Genomic DNA, 23,855 nt, shown 5'->3' with positions numbered 1-23,855 from the left:
CGTGCGCGGGGTCACGCTGCGGATTGCGCGTTACGGGTTGATGGCGAGCTCCAAGTAGGCGGCGAACACCACCAAGTGCACACCGCCCTGGAGTGGCGTGGCCCGTCCGGGGACGACGGTCAGCGAGCTCACCACCACGGTCAACACGAGCAGCACCATGTGGGTGGAACTCAGGCCGAGGACGAGCGGTCCGGAGAGCCAGATGGTGGCGAGGGCGACGGCGGGGATCGTGAGGCCGATGCTGGCCATGGCCGAGCCGAGTGCGAGGTTCAGGCTGGTCTGCACCCGGTCGCGGCGGGCCGAGCGTACCGCGGCGATGGTCTCGGGGAGCAGCACGAGCAGCGCGATGATCACGCCGACCACGGAGTGCGGCATGCCGGCCGCCTCGACGCCGGACTCGATGGTGGGCGACACGCCCTTGGCGAGGCCGACGACTCCGACGAGGGCCAGGCCGAGCAGCCCGAGGCTGATCCAGGCGGTACGGGAGGAGGGCGCGTCGGCGTGGTCGTCGGCGTCGATCACCTCGCCGTGCCGGGTGATCGGCAGGAAGTAGTCGCGGTGGCGCACGGTCTGGGTCGCCACGAACAGCCCGTACAGGACCAGCGAGGCGAGTGCGGCGAAGGTGAGCTGGGCGGTGGAGAACTCGGGGCCGGGCTTGCTGGTGGTGAAGGTCGGGAAGACCAGGCTGAGCGTGGCCAGTGTCGCGACGGTCGCGAGGGCGGCTCCGGTGCCCTCCGCGTTGAAGACCGCGAGTCCGTGGCGCAGTGAGGCGACGAGGAGGCACACCCCGACGATTCCGTTGCAGGTGATCATCACGGCTGCGAACACCGTGTCGCGAGCCAGGGTCGAGCTCTTGTCGCCGCCGTCCGCCATGAGGGTGACGATCAGTGCGACCTCGATGATCGTGACGGCGACGGCGAGGACGAGAGAGCCGAAAGGTTCGCCGACGCGGTGCGCGATCACCTCGGCGTGATGGACGGCGGCCAGCACGGCGCCGGCGAGGACCAGTGTCACCAGGGCGACGGCGGCACCGGGCAGGTCGCGACCCCAGGTGAAAGCCAGCAGGACCACGGCGACCATGGGAACGAAGGCCGTCCACCGCGTCATGAGCGATCGGATCGGAACGATCATGCAGTGATCGTCCCAGGCGCACTCGGGCCCCGCACTCCGGTGGCGCGGGGCCCTTCACCGGTCCATGCCACTACTTCATCTCCGTCATCTCCTGAAGGTCGCAGTCGGTGAAGGACGGCGGCCTGGTGCACAGCGCAGCGATCTGCTCCGCCATCTTGCTCGTCTCGGGGTCTTGGCTGTTGCGCATGGCGTCCTCGTACGACGGGAACTCGATCACCACGAGGTAGCGGTTGGGGTTGCCGCGGTCGTGCAGGACCATGCGGTGCGTGGCGCCGCCGCTGCGGCCCGCGAAGCGCTGGTCCGCCTCCTCGACCAGCTGTCGCATCTCGTCGATGCGCTCGGTTTCGAAGTCGATGATCTGTACGAACTTCATGGCTGCCTCCGCTCGGCCGGTGCGTTCCCCGGGTCGGGGAACGCACTAGACCAAGCAAGCACCGGGAGCGGGTCCCGGCAATTCGCCGCGCACCGCTCCCGGGATGGTTGTTCCTACGTCTGACGCGGTCAGACGTCGATGCTGTCCTTCGGGGCGCTCTCGGCCTCTTCGCGCGCCGCCTGCTTCTTGGACGCCATCAGGCTGGTGATCGTGGTGATCACCAGGACCGCGCAGATCACGCCGAGCGAGACCGGGATGGAGATCTCGGGAACGTGGACGCCGGACTCGTGCAAGGCATGCAGCACGAGCTTGATGCCGATGAAGCCGAGGATGACCGACAGGCCGTAGCTGAGGTGAACCAGCTTCCTGAGCAGTCCGCCGATGAGGAAGTACAGCTGGCGCAGACCCATCAGGGCGAACGCGTTGGCGGTGAAGACGATGTACGGGTCCTGGGTCAGGCCGAAGATCGCAGGGATCGAGTCGAGCGCGAACAGGACGTCCGTGGTGCCGATCGCGAGCATCACGACCAGCATCGGCGTCATGACGCGCTTGCCGTTCTGCTGGATCCACAGTTTGGTGCCGTGGTAGCGGTCGGCCACGCCGAAGCGTTGCTCGGCGGCCTTGAGCAGCCGGTTCTCCTCGAACTCCTCGTCCTCGTCGTCTGCCCTGGCCTCCTGGATGAGCTTCCAGGCGGTGTAGATGAGGAACGCGCCGAAGATGTAGAAGACCCACGCGAAGCTCGCGAGGATCGCGGCACCCGCAGCGATGAAGATCGCGCGCAGGACGAGCGCTATGAGGACGCCGACGAGGAGCACTCGCTGCTGGTACTGCGAGGGCACCGCGAACTTCGCCATGATCAGGACGAAGACGAAGAGGTTGTCGACGCTCAGCGACTTCTCGGTGATGAAGCCGGCGAAGAACTCCCCCGCGGGCTCTCCGCCGGAGAAGAGGAGCAGTCCGAGTCCGAACAGTCCGGCCAGGGCGATCCAGACGACCGTCCAGATTCCGGCTTCCTTGATGGATACGTCATGGGGTTTGCGGCCGATGAAGAAGTCGACCGCGATCAGGGCGGCTAGGCCCACGATGGTAAGGACCCACAGGGTCACTGAAACATCCACTGCGCCTCCGGCAGTACGTAACGGCAAATGTCAGCGTCGTCGCTGCCGGAGGTCTCTTCCACCCGAGGCGGCCGGGGCGCGTGATGCGTCCGGTGCCTGCGGGCCGACGCCCCGGGATCTGGCCTGATCCGTATTGACGGGTACGCCGCAGTAGGTAGGGAGTACTCCCCTCCGTGTGGAAAAGAGTACCGAATCACCAAGGAAAGGTAAAGGGGATAGTAAAAGAAGGACCAAATCCCCTGGTCACGGGACTTTACTGGTGCTTGACGCAGGCTCGGGCGAGCGTCAGCGGCCCCATGAGCGACGGGCCGCCGACACCTGGGTGAGCACATGCTGGAGCACCTGGCTGTCGGGGGGGATGAGGGCGGGCTCGTACGTCCAGGCATGCCCGACCCAGGGGTCGGCCAGATGATCGTCGGGCACCGGGGTGAGGCGCATCAGCGCGCGCCACAGCGGGTCGAGCAGGGGCCCGTAGGCGGTGGCGTCCTCCCGGTCGGCGACCATCATCAGATGGACGCCGACGGCCGGCCCCTCGTCCGCGAGATAGCGCAGCTGGGTGACGGCGCGGTCGTCGAAGCCGTGCGGGAAGTCGTTGACGATCAGCAGTTGCTCAGCGGTGTCGAAGCCGGGCGGCAGCGAGTCGGCCGCGCCACCACGCACCGCCATCTGCACCAGGTCGACGCGCTGGGTGAGCCGGGCGAGGACGTCCGCCACGCCCGCAGCGCCGGCGGCCGGCGGCCCGGCGAGCACACCGGAGTGCACCAGCGGCGCGAGGGAGGACGCCCCCGAACCGGCCGGGTCGATCACATGGACGGTGAAGTCGCCCGCCGGATAGACGGCGAGCAGCCGCGCGGCCTGCGCCACCGCCGTGTCCATGGCCAGGCGGCGCAGCTGGTCGGAGTCGGCGAGCGAACCGTCGAGCGAGGCGCGGCCGCTGTCGATCCACAGACCGCGCTCCAATGGCAGGCGGACCAGCATCGGAATGCTCAGGCGCTCGCTCTCGGGCAGGCTGAGGTTGCCGAGGCGCACCGCCATGGGAACCTCCATCGGCACCCGGTAGCCGTGCCAGACCGGGTTGTCCCAGCCTGCGTACGCCATGGGCAGCGCGGGCTCGACCACCTCGGACTCGGCGGTGAGCTGGGCCAGGTCGCGGTCGAGGGCCGCCCGGGCCTGGTCGACCAGGTCTGCGTGCTTGGTGCGGGCCGCCTCGCGCGCCGCGTCCCCCTGCCCGCCGATGCGACTGCGCGGGTCGGACAGGGCCTTGTCGAGCTCCTGCTCCAGGCGTGAGTCGGCGAAGTCCACCGCGCTGCGGTACGCCGCGGTGCTGCGGGCCAAGTCCTCGAACATGCCCCACACCTGGTTGTAGAGCCGCTCCTCCATGGACCAGCCGGTCGCGTCGCCGGCCACGGGCTGGGCGGGCTGCCCGGGCTGCGCCGGGGGTGCGGTCGGCGGGGGCGGGGGCGGCGCCACGTTCTGCCGGCCGGGGTGGCTGTAGTTGACGGGGCCACCGGCGGTGGGCGCGGACGGCTGGGTGACCGCGGAGGGGTCCGGCTGCGGGTGGGCGCCGGAGTGGCCGGTGTGCGCGGGCATGCCGTTCCCGGAGGTGTTCTGGGGAGCGGCGTAGGGCTGGTCCGGGGCCCCGGCGGAGGCGGCTGCCGTCCGGGAGCGGTCCCCGTCGGGCGTGCGGGGCGGGGGTGCCGCCACGCTGCGCGCCAGGCCCTGGGCCACGGCTTCATTGATGCTGCCCGCGAGCTGCCGGGCCTCGGGCAGGCCCTGGTCGGTGAGGAGTTCGGCGAGGCCGCCCGCGTATCCCTGTCCGACCGCGCGGACCTTCCAGGCGCCCTGGCGTCGGTAGAGCTCCAGGGCGACGACCGCCGACTCGGCGTCCAGGCCTGTGATGGTGTAGCTGGCGACCTCGGATCCGTCGAGGCCGGTGACCGCGATGAAGGGGGCGGCGACGGCGCCGAACCGGACCGGGCCGCCGACGCCGGAGGGCAGTGCGAGCAGCACGCTGACGCGGTGCACGCTCTCCGGCACGGCGTCCAGGTCGAAGGCGAGGCGGTGGTCGGCCGCCGCCTGCTTGGAGACCTCGAGTCCTGGCAGCGTGGGCGCGCCGGGATGGGCCACCCATTCGACGCCGCGGACCTTGCCCTGCTCGTCGCTGAGCGTGGCCCCGGCCACGACCGGCTTGCCTGCCGACACGCGGACCTCAAGTCGGGCCTGGGAGAGCGGATGGTTCTGCCCCCGGACCAGCTCGGCCGTCATCGCCTTGTCCCCCTACGTCGCTTCGTGTGCTGTACGCCCGCTGCCTACAGGTGCGGCAGGATCGCCGGCATCAGGTCCTGGAAGGTGCGGCCGTTGGCCGGGGTGCCCAGGGCCGTCATCTGCCAGCCCGCGCCCGCCCGGTGGACCTTCGCCATGATCTGCGCCGTGTACTGGCCGCCGCCGGCCAGCGTGTACCGGGCGAGCTCCTGGCCGTTGGTCTCGTCGACCAGACGGCAGAACGCGTCCTGCACCTCCGCGAAGGTCTGGCCCGTGAACGAGTTCACGGTGAAGACGATCTGGTCGATGTGGACCGGGACGCGCTGCAGGTCGACGAGGATGGCCTCGTCGTCGCCGCCCTGGCCCACACCGCCGACGAGGTTGTCACCGGTGTGCCGCACGGAGCCGTCGTCGCTCACGAGGTGGCGGAAGAAGACGACGTCCACCGGCTGCTTGTCCGCGAACAGCACGGCCGAGGCGTCGAGGTCGATCTCCCGGGTGCGCGAGCCGAACAGCCCGCGTCGCGGGGCCGCCTGCCAGCCGAGCCCCATCCGCACCGCGGTGAGCGTGCCCCCGTCGTTCTTCTGCAGACTGATGGCCTGACCCTTGGTCATGTTGACCGTCACGCGCTGTTCCCCTCTCGAACTGTCCCCTGTTGCCGCGGAATCCGCGGATGACCAGAACCCTACGCAGCGGCACTGACAGTGCCGAACCCTGGGGCGCACTTTGTGTCGGTCTTGCAACACAGCGCTCAGCGCAGGGGATCCGGGGTCCGGCCGGATCCCTGCCGGGCAGGTCAGGCCTGCCCCGCCTCCTTCATCTGGCGCAGCTCCTTCTTCATCTCGGAGACCTCGTCGCGCAGCCGGGCGGCGATCTCGAACTGCAGGTCCGCGGCGGCGGCGCGCATCCGCTCGGTCATCTCCTCGATCTGCCCGGCGAGTTCGGCCGCGGGGCGGTCGGTCGGCACCGTCTGCTTGCCCTTGGCGGACTTGGCCGCCTTGCCGCCGAGCGCGGGGACCGGGGCCTTGGCGCCCTTGCCGTCCTTCGTCTTGCGGTAGCCCGAGCCGAGCAGCTGCTCCGTGTCGACGTCCTCGCGAGCGATCTGCGCCACGATGTCGTTGATCTTCTTGCGGAGGGGCTGCGGGTCGATGCCGCGCTCCGTGTTGTAGGCGACCTGCTTCTCCCGGCGGCGGTTGGTCTCCTCGATGGCCTTCTCCATCGCCGGGGTGATCCGGTCGGCGTACATGTGGACCTGGCCGGACACGTTGCGCGCCGCGCGGCCGATGGTCTGGATCAGGGAGGTGCCAGAGCGCAGGAAGCCCTCCTTGTCGGCGTCGAGGATCGACACCAGGGAGACCTCGGGCAGGTCGAGGCCCTCCCTGAGGAGATTGATGCCGACCAGGACGTCGAACTCGCCCGCGCGCAGCTCGCGCAGCAGCTCGACGCGGCGCAGCGTGTCGACGTCGCTGTGCAGGTAACGCACCTGGATGCCGAGTTCCAGGAAGTAGTCGGTGAGGTCCTCGGCCATCTTCTTGGTGAGCGTGGTGACCAGGACGCGCTCGTCCTTCGCGGTGCGCGTGCGGATCTCGTGCACCAGGTCGTCGATCTGCCCCTCGGTGGGCTTGACGACGACCTCGGGGTCGATGAGGCCGGTGGGGCGGATGATCTGCTCGACGAAGCCGTCACCGCGCGACAGCTCGTATTTGCCGGGAGTCGCCGACAGGTAGACGGTCTGGCCGATGCGCTCCTGGAACTCCTCCCACTTCAGGGGGCGGTTGTCCAGCGCGGAGGGCAGGCGGAAGCCGTGGTCCACCAGGGTGCGCTTGCGGGAGGCGTCGCCCTCGTACATGGCGCCGATCTGCGGGACCGTGTTGTGCGACTCGTCGATGACGAGCAGGAAGTCGTCCGGGAAGTAGTCGATCAGCGTGTTCGGCGGGGAGCCGGGCTCACGGCCGTCGAAGTGCATCGAGTAGTTCTCCACGCCCGAGCACGAGCCGATCTGGCGGAGCATCTCGATGTCGTACGTCGTGCGCATCCGCAACCGCTGGGCCTCCAGCAGCTTGCTCTGCTTCTCCAGTTCGGCCAGGCGCTCGCCGAGTTCCTTCTCGATGTCGTTGACCGCCCGCTCCATGCGCTCGGGGCCCGCCACGTAGTGGGACGCCGGGAACACGTAGACGTGCTGGTCGTCGCTGATGACCTCACCGGTGAGCGGGTGGAGCGTGGAGAGGGCCTCGATCTCGTCACCGAACATCTCGATGCGGACGGCCAGCTCCTCGTAGACCGGGAAGATCTCGATGGTGTCGCCGCGGACCCGGAAGGTGCCGCGCGCGAAGGCCACGTCGTTGCGCGTGTACTGGATGTCCACGAAGCGGCGCAGCAGGTCGTCGCGGTCGATCTCGTCGCCGACCTTGAGCGAGACCATCCGGTCCACGTACTCCTGAGGCGTACCGAGGCCGTAGATGCAGGAGACCGAGGCGACCACGACGACGTCGCGGCGGGTGAGCAGCGAGTTGGTCGCGGAGTGGCGCAGCCGCTCGACCTCCTCGTTGATCGAGGAGTCCTTCTCGATGTAGGTGTCCGACTGCGGGACGTATGCCTCGGGCTGGTAGTAGTCGTAGTACGAGACGAAGTACTCGACGGCGTTGTTCGGCAGCAGCTCGCGGAACTCGTTGGCCAACTGGGCGGCCAGGGTCTTGTTCGGGGCCATCACCAGGGTGGGGCGCTGAAGCTTCTCGATCATCCACGCGGTGGTGGCGGACTTGCCGGTGCCGGTCGCACCCAGCAGGACGACATCCTTCTCACCTGCACGGATGCGCTTCTCCAGCTCGGCGATGGCCGCAGGCTGGTCACCACTCGGCTGGTAGGGGCTGACGACCTCGAAAGGCGCCACCGAACGTTCGATCTTGGATACGGGCCGCATGGAATCCACCGTACGACCCCGCACTGACAACGGGGTCGGATCACCAGTTCTGCGGGGTGCGGGAACTGCGGTGTCCGGTGCGCCGGCCGGCCCCCGGCAGATGACGGCGGCCGGGGCGGTGGGCGGTGGAGTGGGCCGGGATGCCGGGCTGGACCTCCGTGGGCGTCCAGTCGGGCTTGCCCATGACCATCATCGGGTCGAACATCACGACGACACCCGCCAGGCACAGGAAGGCCAGCGGGCCGATCATCATGGGCGCGAGCAGCGCGGCGGGCGAGTCGCCGGACGGCGTGCTGCCGGCGCCGTGCAGATGGACGCTGAGCGCGGCCATGCCCGTGTAGTGCATGCCGGTGACGGCGAGACCCATGACGAGGCTGGCGCCCACGCTCCACAGGAATCCCCGGACCTGTCCGGCCGCCCACAGCGCGGCGGTGGCCGCGACCACGGCTATCACGACGGAGACGGACACGGTGAAGGTGTTGTATTCGAGCTTCCCGTTGAGGCGCATGCCGGCCATGCCCAGGTAGTGCATGGAGGCGACGCCCAGGCCGGTGATGGTGCCCCCGGTGAAGAGGGCCGTTCCGGTGGCGCCCCGGTAGCCGACGATGAAGATTCCGACGCCGACCATCACGATCGCCACGCCCAGGCTCGCGAACGTCGTCGGTTTGTCGTAGTGAACCGGGGTCTCCTGGACCGTGAACCCCATCATCGCGATGAAGTGCATGGTCCATATGCCGGAGCCGATCGCCGCCGAGCCGAGGGCGAGCCAGCCGGCCCGCCAGGAGCGGGCCACGAGCATCGATCTGGTGGTGCAGCGCAGGCCCAGCGCTCCGCCCAGGCAGGCCATGAGGTACGCCACAAGCGGCGTGACGAGTCCGTAGCTGAATCCGTCGACCGTGCCCTGCATGCGCGGCTGCCCTTCCCGCCCTGTTACTCCTGGAAATCCCTGAAATGCCCCCCGCCCTCAGGACTGCGTGAGTGCCCAGGGTTGAGGCAGAGAGTATGACCCGCACCGGAATGGTCGAACGATTTTCCGGCAAAGAATCACGGCCTCGCCGCACTTGTGCGGTACCAGTGAGCGGACTTGGGCAAGTCCATGTAATCCGTGGCCATTCTGCATCCCTCCATCGTTCACCCTCTGCTGTCACTCTGGTGCTGTCAGTGATCGCTCGACGTGAGCTCGACGTGAGGAGTACCTATGCACGCGCGCGTTGCCGCCGCTACGACCGCCGCGCTTCTCGGAGGAGCTCTCCTGGTCCTCCCCACCTCCGGCGCCCGGGCCAAGACCGAGGGTGGCACTCCGGTGATCGTCTCCCACCGGGGTGCCTCCGCCTACGCTCCCGAGAACACGCTGGCCTCCATCGACAAGGCGGCCGCCATGGGTTTCCGCTGGGTCGAGAACGACGTCCAGCGCACCAAGGACGGCAGGCTCGTCGTCCTGCACGACGCCTCGCTGGCGCGCACGACCGACGTCGAGCAGGTCTATCCCGGCCGCGCCCCCTGGAACGTCAAGGACTTCACCGCCGCGGAGATCGCACGGCTGGACGCGGGGAGCTGGTTCGGCTCCCAGTACAAGGGCACGCGCGTGCCGACGCTGAACCAGTACATGAACCGCGTGTCGCACAACCACCAGAAGCTCGTCCTGGAGATCAAGAACCCCGAGCTGTATCCGGGCATCGAGCGGCAGACCCTCAAGCTTCTGAGCAACGACGGCTGGCTGGACCCGGCGCACCTCAAGAGCAGGCTGGTCGTCCAGAGCTTCAGTGCGGACAGTGTGCGCACGGTCCACGACCTGCGGCCCGCCATCAAGACGGCCTTCCTGGGCACGCCCTCGGTGGCGCAGCTGCACGAATACGCGCAGTTCGCCGACCAGATCAACTCGTCGTACACCACCATCTCGTCCGGGTACGTCGCCGCGCTCCACGCGTTCGACGGTCCGCACGGCCGGCCGGTGGAGATCTTCACGTGGACGGTGAACGACGCGGACAGTGCGCGACGCGTCGCGCACTACGACGTCGACGGCGTCATCACCAACAAGCCGGACGTGGTCCGCGAGGCGCTGCAAGGGCGGTGAACAGGCGCACGGGCCGAGGTGCGGCCCGCGCAGCCCGTGAGCGTCCGTGGTGCGGGCCGGGGGCTGCGAGCGCGCCACGGGCGTTGTCAGTGGCGCGCCGTACGGTGGATCGCATGAGCAGCCATGCGCAGAACGAGCAGCAGGTCGTGTGGGCAGTCGTCGGCACGGACATCGGTCCGCTGCTGCTGGCGGCGACGCACGAGGGCCTGGTGAACGTCGTGTTCCACGCCACCGACTCCGTGCGTGACAAGGCCCTCGACCGGCTCGCGTCCCGCCTCGGCACCGAGCCCGTCGAGGCGCCCGGGTCGCCGCTCCTGGCCGAGGCGATACGCCAGGTCGACGCGTACTTCGCGGGCGAGCGGCGCGACTTCGAGCTGCCGCTGGACTGGTCGCTGATCTCCGGGTTCAACCGTCAGGTGCTGCGCGAGCTGGCGTCCGGCGTCCCCTTCGGCGCGGTCGTGGGCTACGGCGACCTCGCCGGGCGGGTCGGCCAGCCGCGTGCGGCGCAGGCGGTGGGCGTGGCCATGGGCTCGAACCCGCTGCCGGTCGTGGTGCCGTGCCACCGGGTCGTCGAGAGCGACGGTGGCATCGGCGGGTTCGGGGGCGGGCTGGAGACGAAGCGGAAGCTGCTCGCTCTGGAGGGGGTGCTTCCGGAACCGTTGTTCTGACGCGCATCGATGGGTCCACCCAAGGATGCGCACCGACCGGTCCGCCCAAGGATGCGTCCCGACCGGTTCCACCCATGTTCGTACACAGGTGCGGACTGGGAGACTGCGCCGGTGATCAGAACCTGTTCCGTTTCCGTCGCCTCCGCGGGGAGCGCCCGTGCCTGAGTGTTCGCCTGTCCCTGGGCCTTCGCCCGTCCCCGGGTCGTCGGCATGACCGCCGTCGAACGGCAGACCGGCGTGCTCGTCGACGCGGAGGCGATACCCGCGCTGCGGCGCCGTATCACCGCCGTACTGATCGCCGGTCAGATCCTCGGCGGGCTCGGGGTCGCCACCGGGATCGCGCTTGCCACCGTGCTGGCCAAGCAGGTCAGCGGCACCGAGTCACTGTCCGGGCTGGCGCCCACGGCGACCGTCACCGGTACGGCGGTGCTCTCGGTGCCGCTGGCCGCGCTGATGACCGCACGGGGGCGTCGCCCCGGGCTGGTGCTGGCGTATCTCATCGGCGCGGCAGGAGCGGGTGTCGTCGTGCTCGCCGCAAGCATCGGGAACTTTCCGCTGCTGCTGCTCGGGATGGCCATGTTCGGCGCGGCCTCCTCGGCGAATCTGCAGTCGCGGTTCGCGGCCGCCGACCTGGCCGAGCCGGAGCGGCGGGCCCGGGCCATCTCGAACGTGGTGTGGGCGACCACGATCGGGGCGGTGCTGGGACCCAACATCGCCGCGCCCGCGGGGCGCAGCGTCTCCGGCCTCGGGATACCCGAGGCGGCGGGGCCCTTCCTGTGGGCGGCCGGAGTCTTCCTTCTCTCGGCGCTCCTGGTGGCCGTGCTGCTGCGGCCCGACCCCCTGCTGACCGCCCGTGCCCTGGCGCCGGCGGAGGAGCAGACGGCCGCGGCACGTTCCATCCGGGCCGGTTTCGCCGCCGTCGCCGCCTCACCACGGGCCCGGCTGGCGCTCGTGACGGTGGCCGTGTCGCACACGGCCATGGTCTCGATCATGTCGATGACGCCCGTAGATCTCGGGCACCACGGGGCGAGCATCGACCTGATCGGACTGGTCATCAGCGTGCACATCGCGGGCATGTACGCGTTCTCGCCGCTCATGGGCCGGCTCTCGGACCGGCTCGGGCGGCTCTCCGGGATCGGTCTGGCCGTCGGGCTGCTGGCCTGCGCCGCGCTGCTCGCCGGAACGGCGCAGGGCAGTCATGTGCAGACCGCCGTGGGGCTGTTCGTCCTGGGCCTGGGCTGGTCGTCCGGGCTGGTGTCGGGATCCGCGCTGCTCACCGACTCCGTGCCGCGGCCCGCGCGGGCGGCCGCGCAGGGTCTGTCCGACCTGACGATGAACACGTCGGCCGGCCTCGGCGGCGCGACCGCCGGTCTCATCGTCGCGCAGGCGAGCTACGGCTGGCTGAACCTCACCGCCGCGTGCCTGCTGGTGCCGCTGGGCGGCCTGGCGCTGTTCACCCGGGGACGACGCGCGCGGGGCGCGGCCCAGGGGTGAGCGGGGAGCCGGGGCACGTCTGACCCGGCCCTGGCACCGCCACGAACGCCAGAGGCTCTAGAGACTGATGTGATACGCCTTGCGGAGCGTCTCGTGCACGGTCCAGGTCGTACGGTCGCCCTCGCGCAGGATCGCCGCGACGCCGGGGCCCAGCTCCAGCGTGTCGCCGCCCTCGACGTCGACCGTGGCGCGGCCGCTGACGACCACGAACAGCTCGTTGGCCTCCGTGTCGGTGACCACGCCCGGCGTGATCTGCCAGATGCCGCGCAGCTGCTTGCCGTCGGCGGACTCCCACAGCACCTTGCCCGTCACGACCGGCTCGCCGGAGACGATCTGGGCCGGGTCCAGCGGCTCCGGTTCGAGCTCGGCGTCGGGAATGTGCACGGCGAAGGACGGGGTGGCCTGGGTGTTCGTCGTCATGGGCGGTCACCCTAGCCGGAGGCGAGCAGCCTGCCGGGGCCGGGTCGCCGGGTGTGCCCGAGCGGCGGGGGCCGCCGAGAAGTCACACGTCCTCGCGCGGAGGCTGGCCGGAAACCACGGGCGGTAGCAGACTCCGCCGTGCGCACAGTCACTGGCATCCGACGTCACGGAGCCGAAGGGACGGCGATCACGGATGAGCGGAAACGGAAACAGGGCAGTCGCGTATCCGTTCCCCGACCGGGACCAGGCACGCGAGAAGCTCCTCGACCTGACCATGCTGTCGGACATCTTCCCGACCGGCTTCCACGGCGCGGTCACCGCGGGCGCCGGGGTCGGTTCGACGGTGTACGTCGCCGGGGCGGGCCCGGTCGGTCTGGCCGCGGCCGCGTCGGCGCAGCTCCTGGGCGCCGCCGTCGTCATCGTCGGGGACCTGAACGCCGAACGCCTCGCCCAGGCGCGGAGTTTCGGCTGCGAGACCGTCGACATCTCACAGGGCGGCGTGGAGGACCAGATCGCGCAGATCCTCGGCGAACCCGAGGTCGACGCGGCCGTCGACGCGGTCGGCTTCGAGGCCCGGGCGCACGGCCCGAACGCCCAGGAGGCGCCCGCGACCGTCCTCAACTCCCTGATGGGCCTCACGCGCGCGGGCGGTGCCCTCGGCATCCCCGGCCTCTACGTCACGGACGACCCCGGCGGGATCGACCAGGACGCGAGGACCGGGACGCTGAAGGTGCGGCTCGGTCTGGGATGGGCGAAGAGTCACCGCTTCACCACAGGGCAGTGCCCGGTGATGCGGTACCACCGGGGGCTGATGAAGGCGATCCTGCACGAGCGCGTGCACATCGCGAAGGCCGTCAACGCGACCGTGATCAGCCTGGACGACGCACCGCGCGGCTACGCCGAGTTCGACCAGGGCGCCAGCCGCAAGTACGTCCTCGACCCGCACGGGGCGCTGAACGGCGTACGGCCGGTCTGAGTTCCGGAGTCCTCGGACTCCTTGAAAAGGGTGCCCACGCGCGCGTGGGCACCCTTGCGCTCCGGTCCTTGTGCCGACGCACCCTATACGTAGTGCCGTGCTTCGAAGACGTTCCCGTCCGGGTCGCGGAAGTAGAAGCTGCGCTTGGCCTTTCCGCGGGCGCCGAAGGAGTCGTAGGTGAACTCCGAGACGGGGACGGTCCGCTCCTCCAGCCGGGCGCGCAGGGCGTCGAAGTCGTCCCCCGGCAGGGACAGGCACACGTGGTTGACCCGGTGGCCCGCGCTGTCGGCGGCTCCCGGAACCATGTTCATGCGTTCCGCCATCGGCAGGGGCGCGAGGTCGAAGATGGTCTCCTCGTTGAGGCGTACGGAAGGGAAGGACGCCTTCCCCGCGGCGAATTCGGTCACCCTCAGGGGCTCCAGGCCGACCGCCTTCTCGTAGAAGTCGGCCGCGGCGACCGGATCGCGCACCCAGAGGACGACATGGTCGAGACGTGCGGTGTTGTCCGTCATGTGCCCAGGCTGGTGTCGTACGTCGCGGGAGGCAAGGGTTTGACGGGGCGCGCCACCCGCCAGAGATGAGGGAAGACCCGACGACAGGAGGCAGGCGCGTGTTCGTGGTGTCCGAAGAGGTACGGGAGGCGCTCGACGCGCGCCGGCCCGTGGTGGCCCTGGAGTCGACGATCATCGCGCACGGGCTGCCGCGCCCGCGCAATCTCCAGGTCGCGCTGGAGCTGGAGGACGCCGTACGGCAGGAGGGTGCCGTACCGGCGACGATCGCCGTGCTCGACGGGCATCCCCATGTCGGCCTGGACAAGGAGCAGTTGGAACGGGTCGCGAACGAGGACGGGATCCGCAAGCTGGGGCATCGCGATCTGCCGCTCGCGGTGGCGGCGGGCGCGAGCGGGGCGACGACCGTGTCCGCGACGGCGCTGCTGGCAGCAGAGGCGGGCGTACGCGTGTTCGCGACGGGCGGGCTCGGCGGGGTGCACCGGGAGTGGACGGTGACCCAGGACGAGTCCGCCGACCTGGGCCTGCTGGCGCACACCCGGATCACGGTGGTGTGCGCGGGCGTCAAGTCGATCCTGGACGTGGCCGCCACCCTGCAGCGCCTGGAGACGCTGGGCGTGGCGGTCGCCGGGTACGGCACGGAGCGCTTCCCCGGCTTCTATCTGTCCGACTCGGGCCATCCGGTGGACTGGACGCTGGACTCCCCCGGGCAGGTGGCGGAGGTCATGCGCGCCCAGGACGCGCTGGGCGGGCCGCAATCGGCGCTCATTGTCGCCAACCCCGTGCCCGAGGAGGAGCAGCTCGATCCCGCCCTGCACGCGCGCGTGCTCGCCGACGCGCTGAGCGCGTGCGAGGCGGAGGGGGTGAGCGGGCAGGCGGTGACGCCGTTCCTGCTCGACTACCTGGTACGGCACACCGACGGGGCCTCGCTGAGCGCCAATCTTGCTGCGGTACGGGGCAACGTACGGCTGGCAGGGCGGATCGCGGCGGCCTGGGCCGGGACGTGAGCGGAACGGCTCCCGTGCAGGTGGCCCGTGGTGCGAGCGCGCCCGGCGGGGCGCTGCTCGTCGTCGGCGACGTGGTCACGGACGTGGTCGCCCGGCACCTCGGCCCGCTCGCTTCGGGCACGGACACGGTGGCCGCGATCCGGACCGTGCCGGGCGGTGCGGGTGCCAATGTCGCGTGCTGGGCGGCGCATTGGGGCTGCGCGGACGTGCGGATGCTGGGGCGAGTGGGCGCGGACGCGGTCGCCTGGCATGAGCGGGAGCTGACGGATTGTGGTGTACGACCGCTCCTTGCCGTCGATCCCGAGGCGCCGACGGGGACGGTGATCTGTCTGGTGGACAGGAACGCTTCGGCCGAGCGCACATTCCTCACGGACAGCGGGGCCTCGCTGCGGCTGGACCCCGACAACTGGTCGCCGGCGCTGCTCGACGGCGTGGCGCGGCTGCATCTGTCGGGCTATCTGCTCTTCTCCGAGCCGAGCCGGGCGCTGGTGTCAGTGGCGCTGCAGTCGGCACGCGCGCGTGGCGTACCCGTAAGCCTGGATCCGGCGTCCGCGGGGTTCCTCGCCGAGCTGGGCGTGGACCGCTTCCTGGAGCTCGCCGAGGGCGTGGACGTCCTGCTGCCCAGCCGCGATGAGGCCGTCCTGCTGACCGGGCTGCCCGATCCGGCGGACGCGGCGGCCAAGTTGAGCCGCCATGTCCCTCTGGTCGTCGTCAAGCAGGGCGGCGAGGGAGCCCTGGTGGCGCACGGGGGTGCCGTCCGGGCCCGGGTCCCGGCGGCGCCCGCGACACCGCACGACACCACCGGCGCCGGCGACGCCTTCACCGGGGCGTTCCTCGCGGCCCTCCTCGCGGGCGCCGAGCCGGAGCGGGCAGCCGTGGAGGGGTGCCGGGCCGGGGCGTTGGCGGTGGAGAAGGTGGGCGGGAGGCCTCCGGATGGTGCGAGGCCTCCGGCGGGCTGACGTACAGGGCGTACCCGCACACGGCCAGTGGACCGCCCCCGCACGCACCCCTCGGCATTTATCCCTTGCGTCCCCACGCCGAGATCATCGGGGCGGTGGCCAGGTCCATGGAGCCGGCGGCCACGTTGGCCAGGTGGCGGTCGATGTCCTGGTTCGTGGCCAGGCCCGCGGTGACGAGCTGGTCGCGGATCTGGCGGATCGTGGCGGATTCGAGGGCGGTGCAGGCAGGCGAGGCGACGGGGAAGTACGCGTCGGCCTCCACCCCGTTCAGGCCGGCCTCGCGCAGCAGGCGCGGGAGTTTGCGACCGTACGCGAGATCGGCGCCGCGATCGGCGAGCAGGTTGCGGAAACCCTGGCGCAGCCGGTTCGCGAGCTGCTGCTCGGGGCCGTACTCGTCGGGGCAGAGCAGCGGCTGCAGGGCGGGGTCGGCGTCCTCGATGAGCAGCCGTCCGCCGGGCCGCAGGGCCTTGATCATCGACCGCAACGCCCGTTCCCGGTCCGGGACATGGACCAGCACGAGCCGGGCGTGGACGAGGTCGAAGCCCTCCCCCGGCGGCTCCTCGGCGCCCACGTCGTGGACGCGGACCTCGACCGGCGGCCGGGCTGCCGAGGCGGCCCACGAGGTGTCGATGTCGGTGGCGACGACCCGTCCGGTCGGGCCGACCTTCTTGGCGAGCCAGGACACCACGGACGTGCCGCCCGCGCCGACCTCCCAGCAGCGCCAGCCGGATCCGATGCCGAAGCGCTCGATGTGCCGGAACGTCGTGGGGTCGAAGAGGGTGGCGAAGGCATCGAAGCGCTGCCCCGCCTCGGTCTGGCGGTTGTCGAGGAGATACCCGTCGGTTCGCGTCATAAGGAGATCATCCCAGTTGACCGCCTTGTCCGGAATGGTCGACGCTCCGTCGCTCACACCGGGCCTGCCCCCACGGACGTACGGCACGACAACCATGAACCGGACCGGAACCTTCCGTTCCCACAGGCTTTTCCGGCGATCGATTTCGCCTGGCAGACTGGCTCGCCAAGGCGCAACGAGCGGCGCGAGGGGATCCACGCAAGGAGATCCAGATGTCCATGGCAGGGAATCTGCGGAAGGTCACCAGTCTCGGGAGGGTCGGCGGCCTGCGCAAGGTGGCACGACTGGCCCGGCGGCGTGATCGCGTGGACCTCAGCCACCCGGCCCGGTCTCCGCTGGGCTCCGCGGTGGTCAACTGCGTGGCGTATCGGGACGGCGCCAGAGTCCCTGGCGGCCGGGATCTCGTGGACACCGTGCAGCGGATCCGCAAGAACGACGAGGGGTTCGTCTGGCTCGGGCTGCACGAGCCGACGCAGCGAGAGTTCGCCGGCATCGCCGAGCTCTTCGACCTGCACCCGCTGGCCGTCGAGGACTCGGTGGACGCCCATCAGCGCCCGAAGGTGGAGCGGTACGGCGACACGCTGTTCGCTGTGTTCAAAACGGTCTGCTACGTCGAGCACAAGGAACTGACGGCGACCAGCGAGGTGGTCGACACCGGCGAGATCATGGTCTTCGTCGGACACGACTTCGTCATCACGGTGCGCCACGGACGGCACGGGTCGCTGGGGCCGCTGCGCGAGGGGCTGGAGGCCGACACAACCCAGCTCGCCAAGGGTCCGGCCGCGGTGCTGCACGCGATCGCGGACCATGTCGTCGACGACTATCTGACCGTCACCGACGCGATGCAGGAGGACATCGACCAGGTCGAAACCGATGTGTTCGCGGAGAACGGCGCACGCGCCGACCCCGGCCGCATCTACCAGCTCAAGCGCGAACTCCTGGAGCTGAAGCGGGCCGTGGTGCCGCTCGGCCGACCGATCCTGGATCTCGCCACCCGGCCGATCCGGGTGGTGGACCCGGAGATACAGGCGTACTTCCGGGACGTCTCCGACCATCTGCTGCGGGTCACCGAGCAGATCGCCGCCTTCGACGAACTGCTCAACTCGATCCTGCAGGCACACCTCGCGCAGGTGACGGTGTCGCAGAACGAGGACATGCGGAAGATCACGGCATGGGCCGCGGTCATCGCCGTACCCACGATGGTCTGCGGGGTGTACGGCATGAACTTCGACAACATGCCGGAACTGCACTGGCGGTTCGGCTACCCCATAGTCATCGGCGTCATCAGCGTCGCCTGTCTCGTCCTGTACCGGGGGTTCCGGCGCAACGGCTGGCTGTGAGACGTCCGACGGCATCCCTCGCCCGGCACGGCCGGCCGGACGAGGGTCCACGGTCCGTCGTCGCAGCCGGGGTCTAGCGTGTCGCGCCCTTCGCGTAGACACTCTCGACCCAGGCGGCGAGCTGGTCGTCCGTCAGGTGCTGGGCCAGGTCGGCTTCGCTGATCATGCCGACGAGGCGCTTGTTCTCGATCACCGGAAGCCGGCGGATCTGGTGCCCCTTCATCTCCATGAGCACCTCGTCGACATCGGCGTCCGACTCGATCCAGCGCGGCGTGCCCTGAGCCATCTCGCCGGCGGTGATACGCGCCGGGTCGTGACCCATGGCCACACAGCCGACGACGATGTCGCGGTCCGTGAGAATGCCGCAGAGCCGTTCGTTCTCGTCGCTGATGGGCAGGGCGCCCACGTTCAGCTCGCGCATCAGCTGCGCTGCGCGGTCCAGGGTCTCGTGGGCGGGGATCCACTGGGCGCCGCGGTGCATGATGTCTCCGGCGGTGGTCATGAAGTACCTCCCGGTGCCGGGCGGCCGGCGCGGTGCAGAACGCTCCGCTAGTCCCGGCGCCCTACATTCTGGGCGCGCCCCGGGGGATGCGCACCCGGAAGTTCCCGGTTTCAGACGTTTACCCAGCGCCGCCACGGCCGAAGTCAGGCAGCGAAACCGACGATCTTCTGCGGGACGATGCGGATGATCACGCGGACCTCGTCGTCCTTCTCGCCCGGAGGGTCGATGCCGAGGTACTTGTGCGAGAGCTCGTGCGGGAGGCGCTTGGCGTCGTCGGGGAGGATCTCGGCGGTGCCGCGGATCTCCACCGAGGTGTAGGGGTTTGCGAGGTCGAAGACGGAGACGCTGATGCGGGGGTCGCGTAGAAGGTTGCGCACCTTCTGACGGCCGGCGGTCGAGGAGAAGAGGACGGTGTCGCCCTCACGTTTGATCCAGACCACCGAGTTCTGGGGAGCGCCGGTGGGGCCGAGGGTGGCGACACTGGCGAAGTTCTTGGCATCGAGGAGGGAACGGACCGATTCATCGAAGGAGATCGTCATGTCCCGCAGCTTAACTACATGCACGTGCATATAAAAGGGGTTCCGCTGAAAAGATTCCGACTGAAGAAGGCCGATCAAAGGGCGTTCGACTGAGGGGAGTTGGGCTGAAGAGAGTCCGGCTGAAGGGAGTTCAGCCGTTCCACGCGGGGTGGCGTGGGTCATCGGCGCGCACCAGGACGTCGGCCGTGGCGGCCGGGTCCGTCTCGCTCTCGTAGCGCTCGAAGGCGGGGAGGGTCCAGTGCTCGGCCTCGGGGGTGCGGCGGCGCAGGGCGGCCGGGGAGAGGAGGACGTGGACGCTCAGGTCGAAGGGGAACCAGTGGCGCAGGAGGAGCGGGCCGTGCATCAACAGGATGCTGCCGGGCGGGAGTTGGACGTAGGGGCTGCGGGTGGCGCGGTCGGTGGCCGGGTCCCACAGGTCGGGCAGGACGCGGCCGTCGCCGCCGGGTTCGAGGGGGCCGAAGACCTCGCGCCAGAGGGCTCCGCTGTCGAGCCAGCCGTCGTAGTACGCCTCCACGTCCCGGTGGCCGTACTCGAACCGGAGAGACGCGGGGCGCAGGAAGCCCTCCGCGCCGACGACGAGGGAGGACCGGCCGCGTATACGCAGGGCCTCGGACACACGTTGGGCGAGATCGCCGGGGTGGGCGGCTGGGGCCCCGTCGAAGGCGACGCGCGGCCAGGGGCCCCCGTCATCCGGCTTCAGGTCGAGCAGCCGGTCGGCGAGATGGTCGCCGAGCCGTTCCCAGGTGATCGCTTCGAGTCGCACAGAGCCCATGATGCCGCGCTCAGGACGCGTTCTCGTGGGCGTCCCGGGCGGCGAGGAGCCGCGGGAGGTGCGCGGCACTCCAGGTGCGGGCCGCGTCGAGGAGCGGGATCAGTGTGCGGCCGAGGGAGGTGAGGGCGTATTCGACACGGGGCGGGTTCTCGTCGTACGCGGTACGGGTGACCAGACCGTCGCGTTCCATGGCACGGAGCGTCTCGCTCAGCACCTTGGGGGTGACGGAGCGCAGCGGGACGCGCAGTTCGGTGAAGCGGCGCGGGCCGCCCTCCAGACACCGGATCACCATGCCGGTCCACTTGTCGCCGACCCGGAAGGGCATCGCAGAGGAGGGGCAGACGGGGTCGAACATTTCGGGGTCCAAGCGGGTGAGGGGTGCCTCGTCCGTCGTGGTCCCGTCCGTCGTCGTGGTCCCGTCCGTCGTGGTCCCATACGTCGAGGTCTCGTCCGTCGGGGTCTCGTCCGTCACTTGGGCCATCGGTCGAGGTTAGCGCCCGTACCGTTGAAGTAACCGGGCATCTGGCCCCTAACGTCCGGGTCAGGCCGTGAAGTCCACGGTCGGGCAAGGGGGTTGGGCATGGGCGGGATCGTCGTCTTCGGGGCCGGAGGGCGAGCTGGGCGCGCGGTGACGGCCGAGGCGCGGGGGCGCGGGCTGGAGGTGACGGCCGTGGTGCGGGATCCGGCGCGGTATCCGGATCTCGCGGCGGAGGGGGTGACGGTCGTGCGAGGGGACGTGACCGACGCGGGGGCGACCGGCGCCGTCGCGCGCGGGCGGGTCGCCGCCGTGCACGCCGTGTCGCCGTTCAGCGGGCCGGAGCCGGGCTTCGACGCGCTCGATCCGGACTTCTTCGTCAAGGCGGCGGACGCGCTGCTGGACGGTCTCGCCGAGGCGGGGGTGGGCCGCCTCGTCGCCGTGGGGCTGTTCGCGGACCTCCTGGGGACGGACGGGCAGCCGGTCATGGATGATCCCGTGGCGTTTCCGGCGGCGATACGGCCCTTCGCGCTGGCGCACACGGCGGGGCTCGCGCGGCTGCGGGCAGCCGGGGACGGTGGAGTCGACTGGGTGGTGCTCACGCCGGGCGGAGGCCTGGAGCAGGACGCCCCGCGCACCGGGCGGTATCGCCTCGGCGGCGAGCGGGCGCCCGGCGGGGCGCAGGTGCTGTCGTACGCGGACCTCGCGGTGGCGGTGCTGGACGAGATCGAGACGCCGACACGGCACAGGACGCGGGTGTCGGTGCTCAGCTGAGGGAAGTATCCGGAGGCGTTCGACGAGGTGGTCGACCGGGGCACTTCGTGCGGATCGGCCGACCATGGGCCCGGGTTGCCGTTGACCGCCGCGGCGTGGGCGCGGACCGAGCCGTTGCCTGACCGAGCGCCGACGCGGGGCTCGTTCGAAGGGCGGATAGCCGATAGCGGCCGGCTCGATGACGGCGGGTGGCAAAAGCGCGCCACCACCGAATGGGTCACTCGTCTCGCGAAGCGTCCCGGTTCGGCTTCGCATGGAAGGGAGCCGCGTGCCACCGCCGCGGGACCCTCCTCCTGACAGGACGAGCCATGCAGACCATGTACGTGCGCACCATCTACGCCACGGGCGACCCGGCCAAGCTCGACGGTGTGCTCGACGCGCTCCGTACCGAGGCCCCCGGGCTGCTCTCCCAGAGCCCCGGCTACCACCGCTTCGGGCTGTTCGCGGACCGTGAGCTCGGCAAGCTCCTCATGGGCTCGTGGTGGGAGAGCGAGAGCGCCCGGGCAGAGAGCGACGGACGGCTGCGCGAGCGCCGCAAGCAGCTGCTGTCGCCCTTCGCGGACACCGTGACCGCCGACGACTGGGAGGCCGTGTCATACACGCCCGCGCCCCAGGTGAAGCCCGGCATGTGGCTGCGGACCGGGCAGGTGGACTTCGACCCGTCCGACGCCGCCTCGTACCGGCAGATGTTCGATGAGCGGGGCCGTCCCCAACTGGAGGCCGTCGACGGTGCGGTCAGCGCGACGCTCTTCCTGAACGCCGCGGCGGGGCGCGCCCATGTCGGCGCGCTGTTCCGCGACAGAGACGCACTGGCCGCGTCGCGAGGGCCGCAGTCGGCGATCCGCGGCGCATTCCTCACGAAGACACACGCCACACTGCGGAGCATGGAGGAGTTCGAGCTGATCACGGCGCACCGGCCGCAGGCCTAGTCAGGCCTAGTACTGCAACCCTCGCCCAGTCGGGGACCCGCGGTCCGTGGCCGGATGAGCCTCGGACCACCGACCAGCCGGCACCAGTCACGCCGAACACCGTTGCAGTGCTAGCTCTTGCCCGCCTTGATCATGAAGTTCTGGACCGCGCCGAGGTCGACGTTCCAGTAGGTGATCAGGGGGTTGGGTCCGACGGCGACGGAGTCGATGTCGTCGGAGAAGGCGATGTCGAGCGGTGCGGCATCGCCGCCGCTGTTGGGGACGCGGTCCTGGTAGCCGAGGGCGAACGACTTGAAGGTGTTCGTCTTCTCGTCCGGCCGGAAGAGGAGCAGGCCCGCGTACGCCTTCCCCTTCGGTTTGATCGTGGCGATCGCCTGCGGCTTGGACTCCATCGGACCGAGCGGGTTCTCGATGTCGGCGCCGAAGCTGACGTACGGATAGTGGTAGAGGGTGCAGGGCTTGTCGCTGATGTTGGTGGCCGTGATGAGGAGGTGCCGGCCCTCGTCGTGCTGCCAGAGCGACGTGGTGATCGAGAGGTCCGGGTCGGCGCAGGCCGTGGTGGCGGCCCCGCCGGAGTCGCCCGAGCTGCCCGAGTCGCCCGACCCGCCGGAATTGGCCGAGCTGCTGCTCGAGATCCCCGAGCCGTCGCCGGGCTCGGCCGAGCCGGTCGCGCTCGCGGCGGCGGACGGGGTGGATCTCGCGGCGTCGTCCGTACCGCCCGACTCGCAGGCCGTGGACGACAGGAGCGCGGCGACGGCTGCGACCCCCAGGGCGTACGTCTTCCAGTTCTTGCGCGCTGCGCGCATGGCGGTCCCCCGTATGTCCTGCGTGGTTCGAGTGGCTGGCTGACCAGCCGATTCTGCACCAGCGAGATCGCTGAACACCTCTTCCCACAGGATCGTTACGGGTCAAGTACATGCCAAGAACAAGGAGGCCGCGCTTCCGTTCCGCCGCCGCGGTGTGGGCCCGGGGTCGGACGGGGGCGCAGTGGATCGCACGGGATCGCTCGGGGTCGCGCGGGGGAATGAACCATCTATGGCACCGCTCCCAACTCCCCCGCCCCGCAGCGGCCTTCTCGTCTTCCAGCCCGTCAAGAGACGACACTGCGCCGAGTGCCGGGGCGGGCCGCTGGGGCTGCTGGTGCTGGAGAACGGGACGCCGCGCTGCCTCGACTGTGCCGACCTCGGGCATCTGGTGTTCCTGCCGCGGGGCGACACCGCACTCACGCGGCGGGCGCGGGAGGGCAGTGCGCTGTCGGCGGTGGTGGTGCGGTTCAACCGGCGGCGCAGCCGGTACGAGCGGCAGGGCGTGCTCGTCGAGGAGGCGGCGCGAGCCCGGGCGGAGGAACAGTGCCTGGCGGACGCGGAGGTGCGGCGCCGGCGGCGGGCGCGGGACGCGCAGCGGCGGGCCGCGGAGGACGTGCGGTTCACGGACGCTTTCGCGCGGGAGATCCGGCGGCTGTTTCCCGGTTGTCCGGCCGACCGGGCGCAGGCGATCGCCGCGCACGCCTCGCTGCGCGGCAGCGGTCGCGTCGGGCGCAGCGCCGCCGGCCGCGCCCTGTCCGCGGCCGCGGTGACCTCGGCGGTGCGGGCATCCGTACGCCACACGGACACGCCGTACGACCAGCTGTTGATGAGCGGTGTGCCGCGGCACGAGGCCCGTCGCCGGATCGCGGCGGCGGTGGAGGCGCGACTGCGGGAATGGGAGCGGGAGTGGGGGCAGGGGTGGGAGGACGGCGGGATCGCGGCGCCTGCGTGACG

General features: G+C 70.4%; 24 protein-coding genes and 1 pseudogene. 10 read left to right on the top strand and 15 right to left on the bottom strand.

What is annotated here, in order from left to right; genetic code table 11:
• Positions 1-30 precede the first annotated feature (30 nt).
• The 7 genes from AB5J56_RS33790 to AB5J56_RS33760 all read right to left on the bottom strand — a co-directional run bounded on the left by AB5J56_RS33790 (position 31) and on the right by AB5J56_RS33760 (position 8,711).
• Positions 31-1,131, bottom strand: coding sequence for a calcium:proton antiporter (locus AB5J56_RS33790; RefSeq protein ID WP_369238303.1), 1,101 nt, complete (start codon positions 1,129-1,131; stop codon positions 31-33).
• Positions 1,132-1,201: 70 nt separating this feature from the next.
• Complete coding sequence (locus tag AB5J56_RS33785; RefSeq protein WP_369238301.1) at positions 1,202-1,504, bottom strand: hypothetical protein; 303 nt, start codon at positions 1,502-1,504, stop codon at positions 1,202-1,204.
• 128 nt (positions 1,505-1,632) lie between these two features.
• Complete coding sequence (locus AB5J56_RS33780) at positions 1,633-2,622, bottom strand: TerC/Alx family metal homeostasis membrane protein (protein WP_369238299.1); 990 nt, start codon at positions 2,620-2,622, stop codon at positions 1,633-1,635.
• A gap of 285 nt (positions 2,623-2,907) precedes the next feature.
• Entirely contained in the window at positions 2,908-4,887 is a 1,980-nt protein-coding gene (locus AB5J56_RS33775) for a TerD family protein (protein WP_369238297.1), read from the bottom strand.
• 44 nt (positions 4,888-4,931) lie between these two features.
• Positions 4,932-5,510, bottom strand: a complete 579-nt coding sequence (locus tag AB5J56_RS33770; protein WP_369238295.1) for a TerD family protein — start codon at positions 5,508-5,510, stop codon at positions 4,932-4,934.
• A gap of 170 nt (positions 5,511-5,680) precedes the next feature.
• Positions 5,681-7,804 carry an excinuclease ABC subunit UvrB gene (gene uvrB / locus AB5J56_RS33765; protein ID WP_369238293.1) on the bottom strand — a complete coding sequence of 708 codons (2,124 nt, stop codon included), beginning with the start codon at positions 7,802-7,804 and terminating at the stop codon, positions 5,681-5,683.
• A 40-nt stretch (positions 7,805-7,844) separates the two neighbouring features.
• Positions 7,845-8,711, bottom strand: a complete 867-nt coding sequence (locus AB5J56_RS33760; protein ID WP_369238291.1) for an MHYT domain-containing protein — start codon at positions 8,709-8,711, stop codon at positions 7,845-7,847.
• A 291-nt stretch (positions 8,712-9,002) separates the two neighbouring features.
• Here AB5J56_RS33760 and AB5J56_RS33755 point away from each other — a divergent pair, with 291 nt between their 5' ends.
• The 3 genes from AB5J56_RS33755 to AB5J56_RS33745 all read left to right on the top strand — a co-directional run bounded on the left by AB5J56_RS33755 (position 9,003) and on the right by AB5J56_RS33745 (position 12,040).
• Positions 9,003-9,878, top strand: coding sequence for a glycerophosphodiester phosphodiesterase (locus AB5J56_RS33755; protein ID WP_369238289.1), 876 nt, complete (start codon positions 9,003-9,005; stop codon positions 9,876-9,878).
• A 113-nt stretch (positions 9,879-9,991) separates the two neighbouring features.
• On the top strand, positions 9,992-10,546 hold the full coding sequence (locus AB5J56_RS33750) for a methylated-DNA--[protein]-cysteine S-methyltransferase (protein ID WP_369238287.1): 555 nt from the start codon (positions 9,992-9,994) through the stop codon (positions 10,544-10,546).
• 210 nt (positions 10,547-10,756) lie between these two features.
• The gene (locus AB5J56_RS33745; RefSeq protein WP_369238285.1) at positions 10,757-12,040 is read left to right on the top strand and encodes an MFS transporter; all 1,284 of its coding nucleotides are present in this window, start codon (positions 10,757-10,759) and stop codon (positions 12,038-12,040) included.
• A 57-nt stretch (positions 12,041-12,097) separates the two neighbouring features.
• On the opposite strand, the gene AB5J56_RS33740 is transcribed toward AB5J56_RS33745, so the two are convergent.
• Positions 12,098-12,460 carry a cupin domain-containing protein gene (locus AB5J56_RS33740; protein WP_369238283.1) on the bottom strand — a complete coding sequence of 121 codons (363 nt, stop codon included), beginning with the start codon at positions 12,458-12,460 and terminating at the stop codon, positions 12,098-12,100.
• 232 nt (positions 12,461-12,692) lie between these two features.
• On the opposite strand from AB5J56_RS33740, the pseudogene AB5J56_RS33735 reads away from it, so the two are divergent.
• Positions 12,693-13,436 (top strand): annotated as a pseudogene (locus AB5J56_RS33735) (zinc-binding dehydrogenase); the annotation flags it as partial.
• A gap of 83 nt (positions 13,437-13,519) precedes the next feature.
• Here AB5J56_RS33735 and AB5J56_RS33730 read toward each other — a convergent pair.
• Positions 13,520-13,948, bottom strand: coding sequence for a VOC family protein (locus tag AB5J56_RS33730; RefSeq protein WP_369238281.1), 429 nt, complete (start codon positions 13,946-13,948; stop codon positions 13,520-13,522).
• 98 nt (positions 13,949-14,046) lie between these two features.
• Between AB5J56_RS33730 and AB5J56_RS33725 the strand changes: the two genes are divergently transcribed.
• Together AB5J56_RS33725 and AB5J56_RS33720 are read left to right on the top strand one after the other, a co-directional pair.
• Positions 14,047-14,952, top strand: a complete 906-nt coding sequence (locus tag AB5J56_RS33725) for a pseudouridine-5'-phosphate glycosidase (protein ID WP_369238279.1) — start codon at positions 14,047-14,049, stop codon at positions 14,950-14,952.
• A gap of 14 nt (positions 14,953-14,966) precedes the next feature.
• Positions 14,967-15,911, top strand: coding sequence for a carbohydrate kinase family protein (locus AB5J56_RS33720; RefSeq protein WP_369238277.1), 945 nt, complete (start codon positions 14,967-14,969; stop codon positions 15,909-15,911).
• Between the two features lie 58 nt (positions 15,912-15,969).
• Here AB5J56_RS33720 and AB5J56_RS33715 read toward each other — a convergent pair whose 3' ends face one another.
• Positions 15,970-16,764, bottom strand: coding sequence for a methyltransferase domain-containing protein (locus AB5J56_RS33715; RefSeq protein ID WP_369238275.1), 795 nt, complete (start codon positions 16,762-16,764; stop codon positions 15,970-15,972).
• Between the two features lie 212 nt (positions 16,765-16,976).
• Here AB5J56_RS33715 and corA point away from each other — a divergent pair, with 212 nt between their 5' ends.
• Entirely contained in the window at positions 16,977-18,104 is a 1,128-nt protein-coding gene (gene corA / locus AB5J56_RS33710) for a magnesium/cobalt transporter CorA (protein ID WP_369238273.1), read from the top strand.
• 73 nt (positions 18,105-18,177) lie between these two features.
• On the opposite strand, the gene AB5J56_RS33705 is transcribed toward corA, so the two are convergent.
• The 4 genes from AB5J56_RS33705 to AB5J56_RS33690 all read right to left on the bottom strand — a co-directional run bounded on the left by AB5J56_RS33705 (position 18,178) and on the right by AB5J56_RS33690 (position 20,272).
• Positions 18,178-18,606 carry a CBS domain-containing protein gene (locus AB5J56_RS33705; RefSeq protein WP_369238271.1) on the bottom strand — a complete coding sequence of 143 codons (429 nt, stop codon included), beginning with the start codon at positions 18,604-18,606 and terminating at the stop codon, positions 18,178-18,180.
• A 143-nt stretch (positions 18,607-18,749) separates the two neighbouring features.
• Complete coding sequence (locus AB5J56_RS33700) at positions 18,750-19,145, bottom strand: PPOX class F420-dependent oxidoreductase (protein ID WP_369238269.1); 396 nt, start codon at positions 19,143-19,145, stop codon at positions 18,750-18,752.
• Between the two features lie 130 nt (positions 19,146-19,275).
• Positions 19,276-19,917 (bottom strand): uridine kinase, encoded by a 642-nt coding sequence (locus AB5J56_RS33695; RefSeq protein ID WP_369238267.1) that lies wholly within the window; start codon positions 19,915-19,917, stop codon positions 19,276-19,278.
• A gap of 10 nt (positions 19,918-19,927) precedes the next feature.
• Positions 19,928-20,272, bottom strand: a complete 345-nt coding sequence (locus AB5J56_RS33690; protein WP_369242962.1) for a winged helix-turn-helix transcriptional regulator — start codon at positions 20,270-20,272, stop codon at positions 19,928-19,930.
• A gap of 225 nt (positions 20,273-20,497) precedes the next feature.
• Here AB5J56_RS33690 and AB5J56_RS33685 point away from each other — a divergent pair, with 225 nt between their 5' ends.
• Together AB5J56_RS33685 and AB5J56_RS33680 are read left to right on the top strand one after the other, a co-directional pair.
• On the top strand, positions 20,498-21,166 hold the full coding sequence (locus AB5J56_RS33685) for an NAD(P)-dependent oxidoreductase (protein WP_369238265.1): 669 nt from the start codon (positions 20,498-20,500) through the stop codon (positions 21,164-21,166).
• A gap of 308 nt (positions 21,167-21,474) precedes the next feature.
• Entirely contained in the window at positions 21,475-22,095 is a 621-nt protein-coding gene (locus AB5J56_RS33680) for an antibiotic biosynthesis monooxygenase (protein ID WP_369238263.1), read from the top strand.
• 110 nt (positions 22,096-22,205) lie between these two features.
• Here AB5J56_RS33680 and AB5J56_RS33675 read toward each other — a convergent pair whose 3' ends face one another.
• Positions 22,206-22,901 carry a DUF4232 domain-containing protein gene (locus tag AB5J56_RS33675; RefSeq protein ID WP_369238261.1) on the bottom strand — a complete coding sequence of 232 codons (696 nt, stop codon included), beginning with the start codon at positions 22,899-22,901 and terminating at the stop codon, positions 22,206-22,208.
• 229 nt (positions 22,902-23,130) lie between these two features.
• On the opposite strand from AB5J56_RS33675, the gene AB5J56_RS33670 reads away from it, so the two are divergent.
• On the top strand, positions 23,131-23,853 hold the full coding sequence (locus AB5J56_RS33670) for a DUF2293 domain-containing protein (RefSeq protein WP_369238259.1): 723 nt from the start codon (positions 23,131-23,133) through the stop codon (positions 23,851-23,853).
• Positions 23,854-23,855 lie beyond the last annotated feature (2 nt).

Origin of the sequence: Streptomyces sp. R21 (genome assembly GCF_041051975.1) — a bacterium.
Classification (GTDB): Bacteria; Actinomycetota; Actinomycetes; order Streptomycetales; family Streptomycetaceae; genus Streptomyces.
Note: the sequence above shows the minus strand (reverse complement) of the source record. Positions and strands in the feature narration are given on the sequence as shown.

Coding starts and splice junctions, on each gene's coding strand:
- AB5J56_RS33790 (WP_369238303.1), bottom strand. CDS start 1,131: ATGATCGTTCCGATCCGATCGCTCATGACGCGGTGGACGGCCTTCGTT.
- AB5J56_RS33785 (WP_369238301.1), bottom strand. CDS start 1,504: ATGAAGTTCGTACAGATCATCGACTTCGAAACCGAGCGCATCGACGAG.
- AB5J56_RS33775 (WP_369238297.1), bottom strand. CDS start 4,887: ATGACGGCCGAGCTGGTCCGGGGGCAGAACCATCCGCTCTCCCAGGCC.
- uvrB (WP_369238293.1), bottom strand. CDS start 7,804: ATGCGGCCCGTATCCAAGATCGAACGTTCGGTGGCGCCTTTCGAGGTC.
- AB5J56_RS33760 (WP_369238291.1), bottom strand. CDS start 8,711: ATGCAGGGCACGGTCGACGGATTCAGCTACGGACTCGTCACGCCGCTT.
- AB5J56_RS33755 (WP_369238289.1), top strand. CDS start 9,003: ATGCACGCGCGCGTTGCCGCCGCTACGACCGCCGCGCTTCTCGGAGGA.
- AB5J56_RS33750 (WP_369238287.1), top strand. CDS start 9,992: ATGAGCAGCCATGCGCAGAACGAGCAGCAGGTCGTGTGGGCAGTCGTC.
- AB5J56_RS33745 (WP_369238285.1), top strand. CDS start 10,757: ATGACCGCCGTCGAACGGCAGACCGGCGTGCTCGTCGACGCGGAGGCG.
- AB5J56_RS33740 (WP_369238283.1), bottom strand. CDS start 12,460: ATGACGACGAACACCCAGGCCACCCCGTCCTTCGCCGTGCACATTCCC.
- AB5J56_RS33730 (WP_369238281.1), bottom strand. CDS start 13,948: ATGACGGACAACACCGCACGTCTCGACCATGTCGTCCTCTGGGTGCGC.
- AB5J56_RS33715 (WP_369238275.1), bottom strand. CDS start 16,764: ATGACGCGAACCGACGGGTATCTCCTCGACAACCGCCAGACCGAGGCG.
- corA (WP_369238273.1), top strand. CDS start 16,977: ATGTCCATGGCAGGGAATCTGCGGAAGGTCACCAGTCTCGGGAGGGTC.
- AB5J56_RS33705 (WP_369238271.1), bottom strand. CDS start 18,606: ATGACCACCGCCGGAGACATCATGCACCGCGGCGCCCAGTGGATCCCC.
- AB5J56_RS33700 (WP_369238269.1), bottom strand. CDS start 19,145: ATGACGATCTCCTTCGATGAATCGGTCCGTTCCCTCCTCGATGCCAAG.
- AB5J56_RS33695 (WP_369238267.1), bottom strand. CDS start 19,917: ATGGGCTCTGTGCGACTCGAAGCGATCACCTGGGAACGGCTCGGCGAC.
- AB5J56_RS33690 (WP_369242962.1), bottom strand. CDS start 20,272: ATGTTCGACCCCGTCTGCCCCTCCTCTGCGATGCCCTTCCGGGTCGGC.
- AB5J56_RS33685 (WP_369238265.1), top strand. CDS start 20,498: ATGGGCGGGATCGTCGTCTTCGGGGCCGGAGGGCGAGCTGGGCGCGCG.
- AB5J56_RS33680 (WP_369238263.1), top strand. CDS start 21,475: ATGCAGACCATGTACGTGCGCACCATCTACGCCACGGGCGACCCGGCC.
- AB5J56_RS33675 (WP_369238261.1), bottom strand. CDS start 22,901: ATGCGCGCAGCGCGCAAGAACTGGAAGACGTACGCCCTGGGGGTCGCA.
- AB5J56_RS33670 (WP_369238259.1), top strand. CDS start 23,131: ATGGCACCGCTCCCAACTCCCCCGCCCCGCAGCGGCCTTCTCGTCTTC.